This is a genomic window from Mesorhizobium comanense (assembly GCF_005503535.1).
GTDB lineage: Bacteria > Pseudomonadota > Alphaproteobacteria > Rhizobiales > Rhizobiaceae > Mesorhizobium > Mesorhizobium comanense.
Window position 1 is genome coordinate 112,440 of record NZ_SCNN01000006.1, and the last position, 20,126, is coordinate 132,565.

The following is a 20,126-nucleotide window of genomic DNA, read 5'->3' on the forward strand; positions in this document are numbered from 1 at the left end:
GTCAGTCTTCCGTCACTTGCCGCGCAGTCGCGGGTGGATTGCATTCTTCTTCCAGCTCAGCGCCGGATCGATTTCCCTGATCTCCAGCGACAGGGCGAAATGCGGGGTCTCGAACAGGCTGGCGAGATAGTCGCTCACCGCGGCGAAAACGGCTTCGCCGGTACGCTTCTTGTCCTCGGCGCTACGGCCGGTGCCGATCCTGAACGACATGTCGAGGAAAGCGTTTTCCGGCAGATTGTCGGCAATGGCATAGGCCTCGGCGCGAAAAGCCCTCACCCGCACCGCGCCGGTTTCGAACAGCCCGGTATCGAGCACGGTGCGCAACACCAGCGCGCACAATTCGTCCATGTCGACCCCGGTGTCGAGATTGGCCGAATACTCGATGGAGAAGTGAGGCACGGCGTCTCGTTCCCTGGACCGTTGCATTGTTGTAGTTAACGCGTTAATTACATGTGGTGTCGCCAAAGTCAAGTCTTGCATCGGCCTTGAGGCGACGCTACGGGATGAAAAGGTCGGGTTCTGGCGTTGTTGTTATAGGTCGAATCCGACTAACAATCGCAATCTCGGGGAAACGTCGTCTTGCTGCCGGAAAACACCCGTCGTTCCCTGCCAATGGCCCTGCTTCATGCCCGCGAAGCGGTGATGGCGCGGTTCCGGCCGATGCTCGCCGCGCATGACGTCACCGAACAGCAATGGCGCGTGCTGCGCGTGCTGAGCGAGGCCGGATCGGTGGAAGCCACCGAACTCGCCGATCGCGCCTCGGTGCTGCCGCCAAGCCTGACCCGCATCATCAAGGCGCTCGAAGGCCGCAAATTCATCACCCGCAACAAGGCCGAAGGCGATGGCCGCCGTGTCGTGCTCACCATCGCGCCGGCCGGCGCGGCGCTGATCGACGCGCTCTCGCCCGAGCGGCGCATCATCTACGACGACATCGAGCGGCGGTTCGGCCAGGAAAGGCTTGAGCAGTTGCTCGACCTGCTGGAGAGCCTGATCGACGGGGAAGGCTGAGGCCTCATCTCATCCGCCAAAGCTGCCCAGCCGTGTCGGCTGCGTGTAGTCGCGGTCGACATAGAGCAGCGCCGAGCCGCTGCTGCCGTGCCGGACGTCGATGACGCGCCCGATCATCACATTGTGCGTGCCGACCACATGCACGTCCTCGATCTCGCAGTCGAAATTGACGATCGCGTCCGACAGCGCCGGCGTGCCCGAGGCCAGCGTCTGCCAGCGCGCCGAGGCATAGCGGGTCTCCATGTCGCGGATCGCGCCGGCGAACTTTCCCGCCAGGTGCATATGGTCATGCGTCAGCACGTTGACGCAGAAGCGCCGGTTGGCGAGGAACATGGCGGCTTGCGCCGAACGCCCGTTCATGCAGACAAGCAGTGTCGGCGGCTCGTCGGAAACGCTGCACATGGCGGTGGCGGTGAAGCCGCCGCGTCCCGCCTGCCCGTCGGTGGTGATGATGTTGACGGGCGCGCAGACCCTTGCCATGGCGTCGCGGAAATCGGTCTTCGAAATCTGCGCGGCCATCGGCGTCATCCCGCCGTCGGGTTGAGCGGCGGCAGCCAGGTATCGCCTGTCCAGCCATGCTCGTCATAGTCGGCCATGCAGGTGTCGACCAGTTCCTCCATCGCCTTCAGGCGGCCGCCGCGCTCGGCGCCCTTCAGCACCTGCAGCCGCACCTCTTCCGGCGCGCCGGCATAGTTCAGCTCGTAAAGCGCGTGACGGCCGCCGAATTCGGTGCCGGTCGCGTCCCACAAAAGCTTCATGATCTTGATGCGCTCGACATGGCCCATGTCGTTGGAGCCGCGGACATATTGGGCGAGGTATTTGTCGATCTCAGGGTTGTTGAAGTCGCGCACCGACGACGGCAGGTAGATCAGCCCCGAGGCGATCACCCGGCGCACCGTGTCGATGACCCGCGGATAGGCTTCCGACATGAAGGTGCGGTAGGCGAGGGCTGCTTCGAGGTTGGGCAGCACCGCGCCGTTCGCCCACGGGATCGGGTTGTGCGCCATGGCGTTGGAAAAACTCCAGAACATGTGCCTCAGCGCGATGACTTCGCCAAGTGCCGCCTGGTTGCCACGGAAAGCGTCGCCGCCGGTGGCGCGCAGCGCCTTGGCCAGCAGGCCGGCGAGAAAGTCGAGCTTGACGGCGAAGCGCGTGCAGCCCTGGAAACAATAGCCGTGCATGAAGCCCGACGCCGGGTGGAAGGACAGGATCTTCTGCGCGTCGCGCAGCACCAGCACGTCCTCCCAGGGGATGAAGACATTGTCGAGCACCAGGATGGCGTCGTTCTCGTCGAAGCGCGACGACAGCGGATAGTCGAAGGGTGCGCCGACAGTGTTGGCCGTCTGCTCGTAGGAGACGCGGCAGAACATCTTTATCCCCGGCGCGTTCATCGGCACGATGAACATCACCGACAGCGACGGATCCTCCGTCACCGTCGCCGAGCCCTGCGCCAGGAAATTGTAATGGGTCAGCGCCGAGGACGTCGCCACCACCTTGGCGCCGGAAACGGTGATGCCGGCATCGGTCTCTCCGGTGATGTGCACGAACACGTCCTTCACCTGTTCGGCCGGCTTGTGGCGATCGATCGGCGGGTTGACGATGGCGTGGTTCATGAACAGCGCCGCTTCCTGGGCGCGTTTGTGCCAGGCCAGCGCATTGTCCCTGAACGGCCCGTACCACTGCGCATTGGCGCCGAGCGTGTTCATCAGCGCCGCCTTGTAGTCGGGCGTGCGCCCCATCCAGCCATAGGACATGCGCGACCACTGGGCGATCGCCGTCTGCTGGGCGGCGAGTTCGGCCGACGACTTGGCAACGCGGAAATACTTATGGGTATAGCCGCCGGAGCCGGTGTCGGTGGCCGAGGTCAGCGCGTCTCGCTGCTTGGGGTCATGCAGCGCATCGTAGAGCCGCGCCAGAGAGCGGGCAGAATTGCGCATCGCCGGATGCGTGGTGACGTCGGCGACGCGTTCGCCGTTGATATAGACCTCACGGCCGTCCCGCAGGCTCTCCAGATATTCGGCGCCGGTGAACGGACGCGCCTTGTCGGCGCGAAAATCTTCTGACCGCATCATATTCCTCCACTAAGCGCCCGATCCTAGCGCCTGGCCCGCCGATAGGTTATGGACGGAACGGCAAAACCGATTGGACTTTTTCCGGCGCCATGAACCAGAATTCCATTCCGGACTTCTTCGTCTACGGCGAGCCGGCAAGGCCGCTCGACGTCGGCTTCCTGCATGTCGAGACAGTGCTTGCGCGGTCGAATATTCACCATGGCCAGGTGACCGCGCACAAGCATCCGCAGATGGGCCAGATCACCTACTGGACGAGCGGTTCCGGCACGTACCGCATCGAGGATCGTTCCTGGGACTTTTCGGCGCCGGCCGTCAGCTTCGTGCCGAGCGCCATCGTGCACGGCTTCTCGATCGGCCCCGGCACCGACGCCATTGTCGTCTCGGTCGCCGACGACGCGCTGGCAGCGCTTGCTGCCCACAGCCTGCTGCCGCTCGACCGTCCGGTCTTCGCCGACGGCCTGCCGGATCGCACCGCATGGAAAAGGCTGGCGGCGGTGCTGGAGATGATCGCCGCCGAATATGCCGAGGCTCGGGCCGGCAGCGACAAGGTGCTGCCGTCGCTGATCGCCGTCGCCCTGTCTGAGATCGCGCGGCTCAGCCCTGAGGTGAAGGATCCGGCCGGCTCGCCCGACGCCTTGCTTGCGCTCGGCCTGCGCCGTCTGGTCGACAGGCATTTTCGCGACAACTGGCCGGTCGATCGTTACGTCGAGGCGCTGGCCACGACACCGCACCGGCTCGACAAGGCTGCCCATGCGGTGCTGGGCAGCGGCGTCAAGCGCGTGGTCGGCGAACGGCGGCTGCTGGAAGCCAAGCGGCTGCTGCTGTTCACCGTGCGCACCGTCGAGGACATCGCCTACGAGATCGGCTTCGACGACCCCGCCTATTTCTCGCGCTTCTTCCGCGAGCGAACAGGCGAGGCGCCCGCCGCCTGGCGGCGAGGGCAATTGTTGCGCGGCTGAGCCGCCCCAACTTTCCTGCTTGACTGACCGGCCGGACCGAATACCCTATGGCAAAATACCGGCTCTGATCGCCGGGCGGCAAAAATGCCTCGTATGCCTCGCCCTTGCGGCGCTGGCTGCGGGGCATTGTCATTTCTGGGGTTCTTTTTGAAACGGCGTATCGAGATCGGCATCCTCTATTCCCGCTCGGGGAGCTACCAGCTCGTCTCCGACGCGTGCCGTACCGGCGCCATGCGCGCCATCGCCGACATCAATGCCGACCGCGACCACGGCCTGGAACTGGTGCCGGTCGAGCGTGATCCGCAAAGCAACGCCGACCGCTACGCGACGCTGTGCGAGGACATTTTCAAGACCAGCAGCGCGCGTCATGTCGTCGGCTGCGTCACCTCCTGGAGTCGCAAGGAGACGATCCCGGTGCTGGAGAAGGCGGGCGGCATGCTCTGGTATGCCTGCCCCTATGAAGGCTTCGAGGCCAACGAGCATGTCGTCTACATGCACGCCTGCCCCAACCAGCATCTGGTGCCGCTGATGGCCCATGTCGTGCCGCGCTTCGGCGCCAACGGCTTCCTGCTTGGCTCCAACTACATCTGGGGCTGGGAGATGAACCGGGTGGCGCGCGACCTGATCGCGGACGCCGGCGGCAAGGTGCTGGGCGAGCGCTACCTGCGCATCGGCGAGACGGATGTGTCGCGCCTGATCGGCGAAATCCGCGCCACGCGCCCGAGCTTCATCCTCAACAATCTGATCGGCACCTCCTCCTACGCCTTCCTGGCCGCCTATCGCGACCTGGGAGGCGAGGACCCTGCCTTCAGCCCGCAAAACTGCCCGGTCATCTCCTGCAACCTCACCGAGGGCGAACTGCCGGCGATCGGTGAAACCGGGAAGGGTCATCTCTCGGTCGGTCCCTATTTCGCGCCGAGGCCGGCTGCCTTCGCCTCGTCCTTCGAGGCGTCGGCCTATGCCTCGGTGCAGGTGATGGCCGACGTGCTGTCGCGCGATCCCGATGCCGGCCCGGCGGAATTTTCCAAAGCGTTCGCGCAGACGCGTTTCTCCACCCGGCTCGGCCCGATCGCCATCGACGCCCACACCCAGCACGCGACGCTGCCGGTGATCATCGGCCGGATCGCCGATGGCTTCTTCGAGGTGGTCAGCCGGCAGGACGAGGTCGCGCCGGACCCTTATCTGTCGCGCTACGACCCCGCCAAAACCTTCGGCCGGCCGCGCCTGAGGGTGGTGTCGTGACCAGGATCCCGCGCATCCCCAATCTCGGCGGCGCCAGGGCCTTCGTCCTGCATCGCCCGCATCCGACGGTGCAGGCGATCACCCGGCAATTGTCGGCCATCGGCCTGGTCACTGTGGATTGCTGGCCGGAGCTTTCGCCCGAGGCGCTGGCCGCCGACTTCGTCTTCTTCGACGCCGATCTCGGTTTCGACGAGCAGTTTCCCTGGAAGCCGGGCGAAGCGCCGATGCCGCTGGTGGCGTTGATCGGCTCGGAGGCGCCGGGCCGTATCGAATGGGCGCTGTCGCACAAGGCCGATGCCCAGCTGCTGAAGCCGGTCGGCAATGCCGGCGTCTACAGCGCCTTGCTGATCGCGCGCCAGAGCTTCGAGGCGCGCAAGCATCTCGCCGGCGAGATCGCCGCGCTGCGCCAGCGCGTCGCCGAGCGCCAGACCATCGTGCGCGCGGTGGCGGCGCTGTCGAAGGGCACGGATGACGGCCGCGCCTACGCGCAGCTGCGCTCGCTGGCGATGAGCTGGCAGATCAGCGTCGAGGACGCGGCGCGCCGCATCGTGGCGATGACGGACGACGAGACAGCAGGGGGCGGCGATGACCAGTCCCATCGCGCCTGATCTTTCCGCCGGCCAGATGCCGGCCAGGCCGCGCGCCGGCGTCTGGCGCCGGCTGATCAGGCGCCGCCTGGCGCTGCTTGGCCTGGTGATCGTCGCCATCGTCGTCGCCGGCGCGGCGTTCGCGCCCTGGCTGACCGGCTACGATCCCAACGAGCAGATGTTCGACGGCCTGACCATCGAGGGTTCGCCGCTGCCGCCGGATGCCAAGTTCTGGCTGGGCACCGACCTGCTCGGCCGCGACCTGTTGACCCGCATCCTCTATGGCGCCCGCACCTCTCTCATCATCGGCATCGTCGCCAATGGCGTGGCGCTGCTGATCGGCACGCTGGTTGGCGTCACCGCGGGCTATTTCCGTGGCTGGATTGGCAACGCGCTGATGCGCTTCACCGATCTGATGATGGCTTTCCCCGCGCTGCTGCTCGCCATTTGCCTCGCCGCCGTTTTCCAACCCAGCCTGTGGATCGTCGCCATGGTCATCGCCCTGGTCAACTGGGTGCAGACGGCGCGCGTCATCTATACCGAGACATCCTCGCTGGCCGAGCGCGAGTTCATCGACGCCGAACGCACCATCGGTGCCGGCGCGCCGCGCATCCTGTTTCGCCACATCCTGCCGCATCTGTTGCCCACCATCATCGTCTGGGGCACGCTCGGCATCTCCACCACGGTGCTGCTCGAGGCGACGCTTTCCTTCCTCGGCATCGGCGTGCAGCCGCCGACGGCGTCGTGGGGCAACATCATCTTCGAGAACCAGACCTATTTCCAGGCCGCGCCCTGGCTGGTGTTCTTCCCGGGCGCGGCGATCCTCGCGCTGGCGCTGGCCTTCAACCTGATCGGCGACGCGTTGCGCGACATCCTCGACCCCACGCAAAGAGGCCGGGAATAATGGGGGGCCGGTCATGATCGCATATCTCGGCCGCCGGCTGATCCAGTCGGCCCTCATCCTGCTCGGCGTCTCGCTGATCACCTTCGCGCTGCTCTATCTCTTGCCGGCTGATCCGGTGCGCCAGATCGCGGGCCGCAGCGCCACGCCACAGACGGTCGAGAACATCCGCCAGCAGCTCGGCCTCGACCAGCCTTTCATCGTCCAGTACTGGCACTATCTGACGAAGCTCCTCAGCGGCGATCTCGGCCGATCCTACATCCAGCGTTCGGAAGTCACCGAACTCATCGTCTCGCGCCTGCCGGCGAGCCTGCTTCTGATGCTGGGCGCCATCCTTTGCGAACTGCTGATCGGCTTGACCATGGGGCTGGTCGCGGCCGTCAAGCGCGGCACCGCCACCGACCAGACCCTGATGGTCGCTTCCTTCGTCGGCGTCTCGGCGCCGCAATTCGTGGTCGGCCTGCTGCTGCTCTACGTGTTCGCGGTGCGGCTGGGCTGGTTCCCGATCGGCGGCTACGGCACCTGGCGCCATCTCGTGCTGCCATCGCTCACCATGGGCATACTCGGCGCCGGCTGGTACGCGCGCATGATGCGCTCGTCGATGATCGACGTGCTGCGCCAGGATTACATGCGAACCGCGCGCGCCAAAGGCCTGACGCGCGGCGCCATCCTGTTCCGCCACGCTTTGCCCAACGCCATCCTGCCCGTCATCGCCATGATCGGCATCGACATCGGCATCTTCATGGGCGGCATCGTGGTGGTTGAAAGCGTGTTCGGCTGGCCCGGCATCGGCCAGCTTGCCTGGCAGGCCATCCAGCGCGTCGACATCCCCATCATCATGGGCGTCACGCTGGTATCGGCCTTCGCCATCGTGCTCGGCAACCTGCTCGCCGACATCGTCGCGCCCTTCATCGATCCCCGCATCAAGCTCAGATGAAATCAGAAAACAAACACAGAAAGGGAACATGACAATGAGAAAGTTTCTGGCATCCACGGTCGCGGCATCGGCGCTTGCGCTGATGCTCGGCATGGCGAGCGCCCGCGCCGAGGACACGATCGATCCCAACGCCAAGCAGGGCGGCGCCATCACCATCACCTACAAGGACGATGTCGCGACGCTCGATCCGGCGATCGGCTACGACTGGCAGAACTGGTCGATGATCAAGAGCCTGTTCGACGGGCTGATGGACTACGAGCCGGGCACCACCACCCTGAAGCCCGATCTCGCCGAGAGCTACGAGATCTCTCCCGACGGCAAGACCTTCACCTTCAAGCTGCGCCATGGCGTGAAGTTTCACAATGGCCGCGAGATGATCGCCGACGACGTGAAATATTCGCTCGACCGCGTCACCAACCCGAAGACCCAGAGCCCCGGCGCCGGTTTCTTCGGCTCGATCAAGGGCTATGACGACGTCGCCGCCGGTAAGGCCGAGACGCTGTCGGGCGTCACCGTCGTCGACCCCTATACCGTCAAGTTCGAACTGACCCGCCCCGACGCCACCTTCCTGCATGTCATGGCCATCAACTTCTCGCATGTGGTGCCGAAGGAAGAGGTCGAGAAATACGGCGCCGACTTCGGCAAGCACCCGGTCGGCACCGGCGCCTTCAAGCTCGCCGAATGGACGCTCGGCCAGCGCATCGTCTTCGAGCGCAACGCCGACTATTGGCACAAGGGGCTGCCGCATCTCGACAAGATCACCTTCGAGATCGGCCAGGAGCCGATCGTGGCGCTGCTGCGCCTGCAGAAGGGCGAGATCGACGTGCCCGGCGACGGCATCCCGCCGGCCAAGTTCCAGGAGGTCATGGCCGATCCCGAGCAGAAGGCGCGCGTCGTCGAGGGCGGCCAGCTGCATACCGGCTACGTCACCATGAACACCACCATGGCGCCTTTCGACAATGTGAAGGTGCGCCAGGCCGTCAACATGGCGCTCAACAAGGCGCGCATCATCCAGATCATCAACGGCCGCGCCGTGCCGGCCAACCAGCCGCTGCCGCCGTCGATGCCGGGCTACGACAAGGAGTACAAGGGCTATCCCTATGACGTTGCCAAGGCCAAGGCGCTGCTTGCCGAGGCCGGCCATCCCGACGGCTTCGAGACGCAGCTCTTCGTCATGAACACCGACCCCAACCCGCGCATCGCGCAGGCCATCCAGCAGGATCTGGCGGCGATCGGCATCAAGGCCAGCATCCAGTCGCTGGCCCAGGCCAACGTCATCGCCGCTGGCGGCGACAAGGCCGGCGCGCCGATGATCTGGTCGGGCGGCATGGCCTGGATCGCCGACTTCCCCGATCCGTCCAACTTCTACGGCCCGATCCTCGGCTGCGCCGGCGCCGTGCCGGGCGGCTGGAACTGGTCGTGGTATTGCAACAAGGATCTCGACGCCAAGGCGGCCGAAGCGGACTCGATCGTCGATCCGGCCAAGGCGGGCGAGCGCGACAAGATGTGGAGCGGCATCTACGAGAAGGTGATGGAAGACGCGCCCTGGGCGCCGGTGTTCAACGAGCAGCGCTTCACCATGAAGTCGGCCCGCATGGGCGGCGCCGACAACCTCTATGTCGACCCGGTCCATATCCCGATCAACTACGACAATGTGTACGTAAAAGATGTGCAATAACTGCGATTACACCATCCACGGGCGCCATCATCACTTCGGCTGGGACAATTCGTTTGCCCCGGCCGAGCGCGTGGCGCCCGGCTCCACCATTGAGTTCCAGTGCCTTGACTCGTCCGGCGGCCAGCTGACGCCGGACAGCACGGTCGCCGACATCGCCAGGCTCGACTTCGCTAGGATCAACCCGGTCACCGGGCCGATCTTCGTCGAGGGCGCCGAGCCCGGCGATGCGCTGAAGGTCACGATCGAGATGTTCAAACCGTCCGGCTTCGGCTGGACGGCGAACATTCCCGGGTTCGGCCTGCTCGCCGACGACTTCAAGGAGCCGGCGCTCAACATCTGGAAATACGACGCCGCTTCGCTCGAGCCGGCGCTGTTCGGCAGACAAGGCCGCGTCCCGCTGAAGCCGTTCGCCGGCACCATCGGCAATGCGCCAGCCGAAATGGGCCATCACTCGGTGGTGCCGCCGCGCCGCGTCGGCGGCAATCTCGACATCCGCGACCTTGCCGCCGGCACCACGCTCTATCTGCCGGTGGAGGTGGCCGGCGCGCTGTTTTCGGTCGGCGATACCCATGCCGCACAGGGCGACGGCGAGGTCTGCGGCACGGCGATCGAGAGCCCGATGGACGTCGTTCTCAAGCTCGACCTGGTCAAGGACGCCAGGCTGAAGACGCCGCGCTTCACCACGCCTGGTCCGGTGACGCGCCATCTCGACGCCAAGGGCTATGAGGTGACGACCGGCATCGGGCCCGACCTGATGACCGGGGCGAAGGAGGCGGTCGCCCAGATGGTCGACCTGCTCGCCGGGCGCTACAAGATGGACCCGGTCGAGGCCTATATGCTGGCCTCGGTGTGCGGCGATCTCAGGATCAGCGAGATCGTCGACATGCCGAACTGGGTGGTGTCGTTCTATTTCCCGCGCTGCGTGTTCGAATGATTTCGCGTCAGCGCCAAGGCACGCCCCTCTGCCCTGCCGGGCATCTCCCCCTCAAGGGGAGAGATCGGCAGCTTCGTCGTCCCGCCTTTCTTCAATCGGTGGCAAGTGGCGAAACCCTGCGTGATAGCCAATCTCCCCCCTTGAGGGGGAGATGGCCGGCAGGCCAGAGGGGGGCGTGCCGCAATAAACGTCTCAGAACACTGCTCTGCCGATGACCTCGACCCCCGAAACCATCCTCGACATCGCCAACCTTTCCGTCAGCGTGCGCGGCGACGAGGGCGAGCGTGAGGTCGTCTCCAACCTGTCGCTGACGCTCAAGCGCGGCGAGACGCTTTGCATCGCCGGCGAATCCGGCTCCGGCAAGTCGATGACGTCGCTGGCGATCATGCAGCTCCTGCCGCAGCCGGCGGCCCGCATTTCGTCGGGCACGATCAGGCTTCATGACGGCGACAAAGGCGCAATCGACCTGACCGGGCTCGATGAGCGCCGGATGCGGCGCATTCGCGGCGACCGCATCGCCATGATCTTCCAGGAGCCGATGACCTCGCTCAACCCGGTGCTGTCGATCGGCCGGCAACTGACCGAATCCATCGAGGCGCATACCGGCCTCTCCCATGCGCAAGCCCGCCAGCGCGCTGTCGAGGCGCTGAAGGCCGTGCGTATTTCGGAAGCCGAAAGCCGGCTAAATCAATTTCCGCACGAGCTCTCCGGTGGCATGCGCCAGCGCGTGATGATCGCCATGGCGCTGGCGCTGGAGCCTGACGTGCTGATCGCCGATGAGCCTACGACGGCACTTGACGTCACCGTGCAGGGCGAGGTGCTGGAGCTGCTGCGCGACCTGCAGCGCCAGCATGGCACCAGCGTCATTCTCATCACCCATGACATGGGCGTGGTCGCCGAGATGGCCGACCGCGTCATCATCATGCGCCATGGCCGCATGGTCGAGGAAGGCAAGGCCGCCGACATCTTCGCGCGGCCTCAGGCCGACTACACGCGTGAACTGCTCGCGGCCGTGCCCCGCATCGGTTCCGGGGCCGGCCGCCAGCACACCAAGAACGCCGAAGCCGTATCGGCCAATGTCGCCGAGATAAAAGACCTGCATGTCCGCTTCGACCTGCATGGCGGCATCTTCGGCCGGGTCACCCGCCGCGTCCACGCCGTCGAAGGCGTCAGCTTTTCCATCGCCCCCAACGAGACGCTGGCCCTGGTCGGCGAATCCGGCTGCGGCAAGTCGACCACCGCCAAGGCGCTGGCCGGGCTGGTGCCCTATACCGGCGACATCGTCGTCGGCGGGCGCAATCTTGCCGGCCTCGGCCGCGAGGAGCGCAAGGCGGTGCGCCGCGACGTGCAGATGATCTTCCAGGATCCGTTCGCCTCGCTCGACCCGCGCATGCGCGTCGGCGATCTCGTCGCCGAGCCGCTGGTGATTCACGGCATCGCCTCGAAGGAGGAGCGCCATGCGCGCGTCGCCGCGCTGTTCGAGCGCGTCGGCCTGTCGGCCGCCCAGATGGAGCTCTATCCGCATGAATTCTCCGGCGGCCAGCGCCAGCGCGTCTGCATCGCCCGCGCGCTGGCGCTCAGGCCCAAGTTGATCATCGCCGACGAAAGCGTCTCGGCGCTCGACGTCTCGGTGCAGGCGCGCGTGCTCGGCCTCTTGAAGGAACTGCAGCGCGAGTTCGGTGTCGCCTACCTCTTCATCTCGCACGACATGGCGGTGGTCGAAAACATCTCCGACCGCGTCGCCGTCATGTATCTCGGCCAGATCGTCGAAATGGGCACGCGCGACCAGGTCTTCTCCAACCCGCGCCATCCCTACACCAGGCGCCTGATCGAAGCGGTGCCGGTGCCCGACCCGGCCAGGCGAAGAAGCCGCTTCGCCAGGTTGGACCAGGAAATCCCGAGCGCCACCCGCAAGATCGGCGAAGCGCCGATGAAACTGGCGCTCAGCGATGTCGGCGGCGGCCATCTCGTCGCCGCAGAGGCTTGAAATCCGCACGGCGCCGATCCCGGCAACGAAGGTCCCGGGGATCAAAGGTTATCCCGTACCCGCCTTTCGAGTTCGGCGGTGCGGGCGCTGATATCCTCAAGCTCGAACCCTTGCGAGTCGAGGAAGGCAGCCGATCCGTTGTTGGGGTCGGCGGCAAGGCGCCGCGTCTCCCGCAGGTGATGCTTCAGCCAGGCGCGCTGCTCGCGTTGCAGCCGCGCGCGTTCGGCCCCATGCTCGCGCCGTATCAGCGTGTCGTAGGCCGCGTTCAGCCGGGCGTCGAACTTGTCGATCTCGGCCTTGCCGCAATCGAGCATCGCCGAGGTGACGCCGGCTGAGCGGTCGATACAGGCTTTCATTTCGGCGTCGCTCTGCGCCATCGCGGGACGCGCCGTTGTCACGGCGACGATGGCAAGCAGACAGGCATATCGGCGCATGGGGCGGTTCCTCGCAGCTTTGAACGCGTCAGTTACGCTACGCCGTCACCCGCCCGGATACGATATGTTGGGCATGCTGCGGGCGCGTCAAGACCTGGATTCGCGCCTTACTCGTAGCAGCCCCGCTCCCTTGCCAGCCGCCGCACCAGCGCCGACACCGCGTCGATCGCCGGCGTCGGCTTGCCGGTCAGCCGGCCGAGTTCCTGAACGGCGCACACCAGCGCGTCGATCTCCATCGGGCGGCCGCGCTCCAGGTCCTGCAGCATTGAGGTCTTGTGCTCGCCGACATCGCCGGCGCCCTTGATGCGGCGGTCGACCGCGATGGGGAATCGCACCCCCAGGGTCTCGCCGATCGCCTGCGCTTCCAGCATCATCGCCCTGGCGAGCGCGCGGGTGCCTTCGTCGGCGACGATTGCCGCCAGCGTGGAGCCGGTCAGCGCCGAGATCGGGTTGAAGGAGAGGTTGCCCCACAGCTTCACCCAGATCTCGCTTCTGATATCCTCACGCACCGGCGCCTGCAGCCCGGCCTTGACCATCTCCTCGGCCAGTTTCGTGACCCGTTCGCTCTTCTCGCCGGAGGGTTCGCCCAGCGAAAACCGCTTGCCCTCGACATGGCGGATGAGACCCGGCGCGTCGACCTCGACGGCAGGGTAGACGACGGAGCCGATGACGCGCTCGGGCCCGATGCGCTGCCAGATGGCGCCGCCGGGGTCGACCGTCTCCAGCCTGGTGCCTTCGAGCGATACGGCAAGTCCGTGAAAGTACCACCAGGGCACGCCGTTCTGCATGGTGACGACCGCCGTGCCGTCTCCGAGCAGCGGCGCGATCTGGTCGAGCGCGGGCGCGACGGAATGCGCCTTCAGCGCCAGGATGACATAATCCTGCGCGCCAAGCTCCTCGGCCCGGGCGGCGGTGCGGACCGGAGCGACGGATTCCCCGCCATCCTCGATCAGGCGCAGGCCATTGGCCTGGATCGCTTCGAGATGAGCGCCGCGCGCCACGATCGACAGTTCGGTGCGGCCGGCAAGCGCGAGCTTGGCGGCGAGATAACCGCCGATCGCGCCGGCGCCGAAAATGGTGATCTTCATCGTCAAAGCCCGAGCTTGGCGGCAAGCCCGATGCGCTGCAGCTTGCCGGTCGCGCCTTTCGGGATCTCGTCCAGGATCAGCACCTTGCGCGGCACTTTGAAGTCGGCGAGCCGCGTCGCGGCATGGCTGCGTATGTCGCTTTCGGTGGCGCTCATGCCCTCGCGCAGCACGACGGCGGCGGCCACCTCTTCGCCCAGCTTGTCGTGCGGCATGGCGAAGGTGACGACCTGCGCCACCGCCGGATGGTCCATCAGCACGTCGTCGACCTCCAGCGGCGAAATCTTCTCGCCGCCCCGGTTGATGATCTCCTTCAGCCGGCCGGTGACCCTGAGATAGCCGTCCTCGTCGAGCACGCCCTGGTCGCCGGTGTGGAACCAGCCATGCGCGAAAGCGGTGGCATTGGCGTCCGGGTTCTTCTCGTAGCCATCAGTCACATTGGGGCCGCGAATGACGATCTCGCCGGTCTCGCCGGCCTGCATCAGCCGTCCGTCCGGAGCCATGACTGCGACCTCGGGCCCGCCGGCCGCGCCGACGCTGCCCGGCTTGCGCAGACCCGGCGGCAACCGGTTCGACGCCATCTGGTGCGCGGCTTCGGTCATGCCGTAGGATTCGATGACAGGGCAGCCGAAGGTCGCTTCGAGTTCGGCCATCACCTGCGCCGGGAGCGAGGCCGAGGACGAGCGGATGAAACGCAGGCTCGCTTCGGCGAGAGCTTCGGCATTGCGCGCCGCGCGCGGCAGGATCGCCTGGTGCATGGTCGGCACCGCCGTGTACCAGCTTGGCTTTGCGTCGCTCAGCCACTGGAAGAAGCGCAGCGCGTTGAAGCCCGGCGTGCAGTAGATGCTGCCGCCCGAGGCCAGCGACGACAGCACCGCCGCGATCAGGCCATGGATGTGGAACAGCGGCATGATGTTGAGGCAGCGGTCCTGCGCGGTCAGGCCGAGCGTTGCGCCGATGTGGCGGGCCGAGGCCGCGACATTGGCATGGCTCAGCGGCACCAGCTTGGGGCGTGAGGTGGTGCCCGATGTGTGCAGCAAAAGCGCGATGTCGCCATCGCCGGCCATCCCGGGCGCCGCTTCTGGTCCAACCGCCTTGCCTTCGATGGTGAAGGTGCCGGCGGGGCTCTCAGGCGGCACGACGAGCCGCAGCACGCCGATGCCGAGCCGCTCGGCCACGGTCACCGCTGGCCCAGTCTCGCTTTCCGCGACAAGGATGGCCTTGGCGCCGATGTCGGTGAGATAGAAATCGAGTTCATCGGCCCGGTAGGCGGGGTTGAGGGGGGCCGTCGAAGCGGCGGCGGCCACCGCCACGAAGGCCGTCGCCATCTCGGGCCCGTTCGGCAGCACGATCGCCACCCGGTCGCCCCGGCCGATGCCGAGCGAATGCAGCCGATCGGCCGTGGCCGCGATCAGGCCGCGCAGTCCGCCATGGCTAAGTGTCGCCCTGTCGGGCGCCAGAATCGCCGGGGCATCATCGGCGCCGGCGACGAGACGGTGGGTGAGGTCTGCCTGAGCTTCAACTTGGGTCATGGTCACCGACTATGTTTCAAACGGCTGCTTGTGAATGTCCAGCGGAGGTTGGCGCCGCCCCTCATTGCCCTGCCGGGCATTTCTCCCCGTATAGTGACGGGGAGAAAGAGCTGAACGCAACCTTGTGCTAACTTCGCAACGCTGGCGATTGGCGAAACCACCAACGACAGCGTCCCTCTCCCCGTCACTATACGGGGAGAGAGGATGCCGGCAGGCAGGTGAGGGGCAGCGCTGACGCTCGCAGGCCATCGCTCCACTCTCGGTCCGGTCACCTTAGTACCCAAGTGCCATCCCGTCCTTGCGCGGGTCCGAGGCGCCGGTCAGCGTTCCCTTCTCCCAGTCGATCAGCACCGCCTGTCCGCCGCCAAGCGGATGATGCGGCTCGGTGATGTCATGGCCGCGCCGGCGCAGGCCGTCGAGCGCCCCGGCGGGCACGCTGCGCTCGGCCTCCACCATGCCGTCATTGTAGAACACGCGCGGCGCGTCCAGCGCCTGTTGCGGGTCCATGCCGAAATCGATCATGTTGGTGAGCAGGTGGACATGGCCGAACGGCTGGTAGCCGCCGCCCATGACGCCGAACGGCATGACCACGCGGCCGTTCCTGGTGGCCATGCCGGGCATGATCGTGTGCATCGGCCGCTTGCCCGGCGCGATGGCATTGGGGTGCGCGGGGTCGAGGCGGAAGCTCGAGCCGCGGTTCTGCAGCACCACACCCGTCTTCGGGCCGACGACGCCGCTGCCGAAGGAATAATAGGTCGAGTTGATGAACGAGACGGCGTTGCGGTCGCGGTCGACGACGGTGATGTAGACCGTGTCGCTGCCGGGCAGTTCGACATCGGGCAGATGTGTCATGGCCCGCTCGCGGTCGATCTCGGCGCGCAGCCGGTCGGCATAGGGGCTGGATAGCAGCGCCTTCACCGGCACCGGCACATGGTCCTGGTCGCCAAGGTAGCGGTCGCGGTCGCGGTAGGCGAGCCGCCCGGCCTCGATCTCCAGATGCAGCCGCTCGGCGCCGTTGGGGTCGAGTTCCCCGAGCTTGAAGCCGGACAGCACATTCAGCATCAACAGCGCCGTCAAGCCCTGGTTGTTCGGCGGCATCTGGTGGATCTCGTAGCCGCCATAGGAGATGCTGACGGGCGCCACGTAGTCGCCTCTGGTCGCCGCGAAATCCGCATGCGAGTGTAGCCCTCCCAATTCCCTGAGCCGGCTTACCAGATCGTCCGCGACCGCGCCCTCGTAAAACCCGGCGCGGCCCTGTCTGGCGATGATGCGCAAGGTGGCGGCGAGTTCCGGCTGCCGGTGGACGTCCCCGGCCCTGGGCGTCTTGCCGCCGGGCAGGAAGATGCGCGCGCAGTGTTCGTCGGCTGAGAGGTCCGTCTCCGGTTCGGCCCAGTCGAAGGCGACGCGGTCATGCACGACATAGCCGTTCTCGGCATAGTGGATGGCGGGCGCCAGCACCTCGGCAAGGCTCTTGCGGCCATGGTCCTCCAGCAGCCGGCACCAGGCGTCTATGGCGCCCGGCACGGTCACCGCGTGCGGGCCTTGTTTGGGCAACTCGCCGAACCCCTTGTCGCGATACCAGTCCACCGTTGCCGCCGACGGCGCCCGGCCGGAGCCGTTGAAGGCCAGGACCTCGCTTTGTCCCTTGGGGCAGTAGAGCACGAAGCAGTCGCCGCCTATGCCGGTCGACTGCGGCTCGACCACGCCTTGCACGGCGGCGGCGCAGACAGCGGCATCCATGGCATTGCCGCCGGCGCGCAGCATGTCGATGGCGGCAAGCGTCGAGAGCGGATGCGATGTCGCGGCGACCGCATCGGTGGCACGAACCGGCGAGCGGCCGGGAAACTGGAAATCACGCATTGTTATCTGGATATCCCATGATGGATCGAAATCAATGCCGCCGGCCGAAGATCTGCGCGAGCGACAACAGGAGGATCGACAGCACGATCAGGCAGGTCGAAATAGCGGCGATGGTCGGGTCGATCTGATCGCGCAGCGCGTTGAACATGCGGCGCGTCAGCGTCGTGGTGTCGCCGCCCGAGATGAACAGCGAAACCACCACCTCGTCGAAGGAGGTGATGAAGGCGAACAGCGCGCCCGAGACGATCGAGAACCGGATCTGCGGCATGGTCACCTGCCAGAAGGCGGCGATGCGTCCGGCGCCCAGGCTGCGCGCCACCCGCTCCTGGTTCATGTCGTAGGAACGCAGGCCCGACAGCACCGTCAGCACCACCAGCGGGAGCGCCTGCACCGTATGCGCGATGACGAGGCCGGTGAGGGTGTTGTTGAGGCCGACGCGCGCATAGAGGAAGAAGGTGCCGATGCCGATCAGGATCACCGGGATGATCAGGGATGCCGTCAGCAGCGCGTTGATGGTGCCGTTGAAGCGCAGCGTGCCTCGGTTGATCGCATAGGCGGCCGCCGTGCCGAGCGGCGTCGCCACCAGCACCGTCATGAACGCCACCTTGACCGAGACGATGGTGGCGTCGCGCCATTCCAGAGACTGGAAGTAGCTTTGGTACCAGCGCAGCGACCATTCCTGCGGCGGGAACTGCAGCAGCGTCGAATCCGAAAACGACATGACGACGATGATGACCGAAGGCGCGATCAGGAACAAAAGCACCAGGCCGCCCAGCGCGTAGAGCCACAGGCGCTGCCGGTGCGAGATGGGCAGTCCGACTTCTCCGCTCATCGCGAACTCCAGACGCCGGTGGCGCGCGCGCCGAGCAGCCACTGGAACAGGCCGAGAAGCGCCAGCGTCACCGCCAGCAGCACCACGCCGAGCGCAGCACCGGCGCCCCAGTTGGAATAGAGGCTGGTCGTCTGCTCCATGCGCATCGCCCACATGATCACCTTGCCGCCGCCCATCAGGGCCGGCGTGACGAAGAAGCCGAGGCAGAGCACGAAGACGATGACCACGCCCGAGGCGAGGCCCGGCAGCGACAGCGGGAAGAAGATCTGCCGGAAGGTCGCGACCGGCCCGGCGCCGAGATTCATGCCGGCGCGCAGGCAGTCGGTGTCGATGGTCTTCATCGAGGCATAGAGCGGCAGCACCAGGAAGGGCAGCAATATGTGCGTCATGCCGATGACGACGCCGGACAGGTTGTTGGCGAGCGGCAGCGGCTGGCTGATCACGCCGAGGTCGATCAGCCAGCTGTTGATCAGGCCCTTGCGCTGCAGGATCACCAGCCATGCATAGGTGCGCACCAGCACCGACGTCCAGAACGGCAGGATGACGAAGATCAGGCAGATCGACGCCGCGCGACGTGGCAGCTGCGACAGCATATAGGCAAGGGGATAGCCGAGCAGCACGCAGGCGCCGGTGACGATGAAGGCGACCTTGAAGGTGGTGATGAAGGTCCTGACGTAGGACGCCTGCTCGAAGAAGCGCGCGTAGTTGGAGGCGCTGAGCGCGCCCGTCTCGTCGAAAAGCGACAGCCAGAACAGCCAGCCGACCGGTACGATGATGATGGCGAAGACCAGAAGCAGGCTGGGCGAAAGCAGCGCCAGCAGCCTGAGCTCTTCGCGCCGGGCATCGGCGCGCAGCGCTCGCGCGTTGAGGTCGCGGCCGGTGGCATCGGCTGTGTCGTTTACGAGGGTGGATTGTGCGCTCATCCCTCGGCCGCCACCAATATGGTGTCCCGCGCGTCGAGACCGAGACGGATCGGCTGGCCCGGCGCCGGCATTCTGGCGAGCACGTCGCTGCGGCAATAATCGCGTAGCGTCAGCTGGCGGCCATCGCGCAGCGAGACGTAGCAGACGAAGCTGTCGCCCTGGTAGATGATGTCGCCGACAGTGGCGTCGAGCACGTTCACGCTGTCGCCCGGTTCGTCATTCGCGACCAGCCGCAGCGTCTCCGGCCGCACCACCATCAGGTGTTGGCCGGCCGCGGGCGCAGGTGTGGCGGTGCGGATCTTCCGGTCCTCGTACCAGACCGATCCGTTACGGCTTTCGACCGGGACGAAATTCGACTCGCCGATGAAGCCGGCCACGAATTGCGTTTTCGGCGCGGCATAAAGCGTTTCGGGTTTGTCGAGCTGTTCGATGCGCCCGGCGTTCATCACCGCGATCCGATCCGACATGGTGATCGCCTCGCGCTGGTCGTGCGTGACATAGACCGTGGTCATGCCGAGCCGCCGGTGGAGCGCGCGCAATTCGATCTGCATGTGCTCGCGCAGGCCTTTGTCCAGCGCCGACAGCGGCTCGTCCATCAGCACGATGCGCGGCTCGAACACGATGGCGCGCGCCAGTGCCACGCGCTGGCGCTGGCCGCCGGAAAGCTGATCGACCCGGCGCTCACCGAGGCCCCCGAGCTTCACCATATCAAGCGCTTTTTCCACCCGCTCGGCCGTCTCCCTGGCCGGCACGCGTCGCTGCTTCAGCGCAAAGGCGATGTTGTGGGAGACGTTCATGTGCGGAAACAGCGCGTAGTTCTGGAACACCATGCCGATGTTGCGCTTGTGCGGCGGTGTGGCGATGATCTCGTCGCCGCCGACCTTGATCGAGCCGCCATTGGCCCGCACGAAGCCCGCCAGGATCATCAGCAGCGTCGTCTTTCCCGACCCGGAGGGTCCGAGCAGGGTCAGGAATTCACCGGCCTCGACATCGAGGTTCAGGTCACGCAGCACCGGCACGCTGCCAAATCGTTTTTCGATCCGGCGCATGCTGATCGGCAGCGCGGATAGCGCAATGGACAAGGTTCTATTCTCCCTAACCGGCAATAAGGAGCGGGGCGAAGTGCCGTCGCGGCTTGCGTCGCCCCGCCGTGAA

The 20,126-nt window shown here is 66.1% G+C and carries 19 protein-coding genes; 9 read left to right on the top strand and 10 right to left on the bottom strand.

Going from position 1 to position 20,126, the window contains the following annotated elements:
* Positions 1-12 precede the first annotated feature (12 nt).
* Positions 13-399, bottom strand: a complete 387-nt coding sequence (locus FFS37_RS12855; protein WP_137931333.1) for a 5-carboxymethyl-2-hydroxymuconate Delta-isomerase — start codon at positions 397-399, stop codon at positions 13-15.
* A 213-nt stretch (positions 400-612) separates the two neighbouring features.
* Here FFS37_RS12855 and hpaR point away from each other — a divergent pair, with 213 nt between their 5' ends.
* Positions 613-1,008, top strand: a complete 396-nt coding sequence (hpaR, locus tag FFS37_RS12860) for a homoprotocatechuate degradation operon regulator HpaR (protein ID WP_232375651.1) — start codon at positions 613-615, stop codon at positions 1,006-1,008.
* Between the two features lie 9 nt (positions 1,009-1,017).
* Here hpaR and FFS37_RS12865 read toward each other — a convergent pair whose 3' ends face one another.
* Complete coding sequence (locus FFS37_RS12865; RefSeq protein WP_137931335.1) at positions 1,018-1,527, bottom strand: flavin reductase; 510 nt, start codon at positions 1,525-1,527, stop codon at positions 1,018-1,020.
* Between the two features lie 5 nt (positions 1,528-1,532).
* Entirely contained in the window at positions 1,533-3,077 is a 1,545-nt protein-coding gene (locus FFS37_RS12870) for a 4-hydroxyphenylacetate 3-hydroxylase N-terminal domain-containing protein (protein ID WP_137931336.1), read from the bottom strand.
* A gap of 92 nt (positions 3,078-3,169) precedes the next feature.
* Between FFS37_RS12870 and FFS37_RS12875 the strand changes: the two genes are divergently transcribed.
* The 8 genes from FFS37_RS12875 (at position 3,170) to FFS37_RS12915 (ending at position 12,305) form a co-directional block, all read left to right on the top strand.
* A complete protein-coding gene (locus FFS37_RS12875) occupies positions 3,170-4,039 on the top strand; it encodes a helix-turn-helix domain-containing protein (protein ID WP_137931337.1) in 870 nt (289 codons plus the stop codon).
* 147 nt (positions 4,040-4,186) lie between these two features.
* Positions 4,187-5,281 (top strand): transporter substrate-binding protein, encoded by a 1,095-nt coding sequence (locus FFS37_RS12880; protein WP_137931338.1) that lies wholly within the window; start codon positions 4,187-4,189, stop codon positions 5,279-5,281.
* On the top strand, positions 5,278-5,889 hold the full coding sequence (locus FFS37_RS12885) for an ANTAR domain-containing response regulator (protein ID WP_137931339.1): 612 nt from the start codon (positions 5,278-5,280) through the stop codon (positions 5,887-5,889). Before FFS37_RS12880 ends, FFS37_RS12885 begins: the two co-directional genes overlap by 4 nt.
* Positions 5,867-6,772: an ABC transporter permease gene (locus FFS37_RS12890; protein ID WP_137931340.1), complete on the top strand. Its 906-nt coding sequence runs from the start codon at positions 5,867-5,869 to the stop codon at positions 6,770-6,772. The genes FFS37_RS12885 and FFS37_RS12890 overlap by 23 nt, the downstream gene beginning before the upstream one ends.
* A gap of 13 nt (positions 6,773-6,785) precedes the next feature.
* Positions 6,786-7,706, top strand: a complete 921-nt coding sequence (locus FFS37_RS12895; RefSeq protein ID WP_137931341.1) for an ABC transporter permease — start codon at positions 6,786-6,788, stop codon at positions 7,704-7,706.
* Between the two features lie 34 nt (positions 7,707-7,740).
* The gene (locus tag FFS37_RS12900) at positions 7,741-9,384 is read left to right on the top strand and encodes an ABC transporter substrate-binding protein (protein ID WP_137931342.1); all 1,644 of its coding nucleotides are present in this window, start codon (positions 7,741-7,743) and stop codon (positions 9,382-9,384) included.
* A complete protein-coding gene (locus FFS37_RS12905) occupies positions 9,374-10,318 on the top strand; it encodes an acetamidase/formamidase family protein (protein ID WP_137931343.1) in 945 nt (314 codons plus the stop codon). The genes FFS37_RS12900 and FFS37_RS12905 overlap by 11 nt, the downstream gene beginning before the upstream one ends.
* A 211-nt stretch (positions 10,319-10,529) precedes the next feature.
* Entirely contained in the window at positions 10,530-12,305 is a 1,776-nt protein-coding gene (locus FFS37_RS12915; protein ID WP_137931344.1) for an ABC transporter ATP-binding protein, read from the top strand.
* 41 nt (positions 12,306-12,346) lie between these two features.
* Here FFS37_RS12915 and FFS37_RS12920 read toward each other — a convergent pair whose 3' ends face one another.
* The 7 genes from FFS37_RS12920 to FFS37_RS12955 form a co-directional block, all read right to left on the bottom strand.
* Positions 12,347-12,739, bottom strand: a complete 393-nt coding sequence (locus tag FFS37_RS12920; protein ID WP_137931345.1) for a lysozyme inhibitor LprI family protein — start codon at positions 12,737-12,739, stop codon at positions 12,347-12,349.
* Positions 12,740-12,846: 107 nt separating this feature from the next.
* Positions 12,847-13,827: a 2-dehydropantoate 2-reductase gene (locus tag FFS37_RS12925; RefSeq protein WP_137931346.1), complete on the bottom strand. Its 981-nt coding sequence runs from the start codon at positions 13,825-13,827 to the stop codon at positions 12,847-12,849.
* A gap of 2 nt (positions 13,828-13,829) precedes the next feature.
* On the bottom strand, positions 13,830-15,356 hold the full coding sequence (locus FFS37_RS12930) for an acyl--CoA ligase (protein WP_137931347.1): 1,527 nt from the start codon (positions 15,354-15,356) through the stop codon (positions 13,830-13,832).
* A gap of 273 nt (positions 15,357-15,629) precedes the next feature.
* Positions 15,630-17,216: a gamma-glutamyltransferase gene (gene ggt, locus FFS37_RS12940; protein ID WP_137931348.1), complete on the bottom strand. Its 1,587-nt coding sequence runs from the start codon at positions 17,214-17,216 to the stop codon at positions 15,630-15,632.
* A gap of 31 nt (positions 17,217-17,247) precedes the next feature.
* The gene (locus FFS37_RS12945; protein WP_137931349.1) at positions 17,248-18,048 is read right to left on the bottom strand and encodes an ABC transporter permease; all 801 of its coding nucleotides are present in this window, start codon (positions 18,046-18,048) and stop codon (positions 17,248-17,250) included.
* Positions 18,045-18,971: an ABC transporter permease gene (locus FFS37_RS12950; protein WP_137931350.1), complete on the bottom strand. Its 927-nt coding sequence runs from the start codon at positions 18,969-18,971 to the stop codon at positions 18,045-18,047. The genes FFS37_RS12945 and FFS37_RS12950 overlap by 4 nt, the downstream gene beginning before the upstream one ends.
* Positions 18,968-20,053 carry an ABC transporter ATP-binding protein gene (locus FFS37_RS12955; protein WP_137931351.1) on the bottom strand — a complete coding sequence of 362 codons (1,086 nt, stop codon included), beginning with the start codon at positions 20,051-20,053 and terminating at the stop codon, positions 18,968-18,970. The genes FFS37_RS12950 and FFS37_RS12955 overlap by 4 nt, the downstream gene beginning before the upstream one ends.
* Positions 20,054-20,126 lie beyond the last annotated feature (73 nt).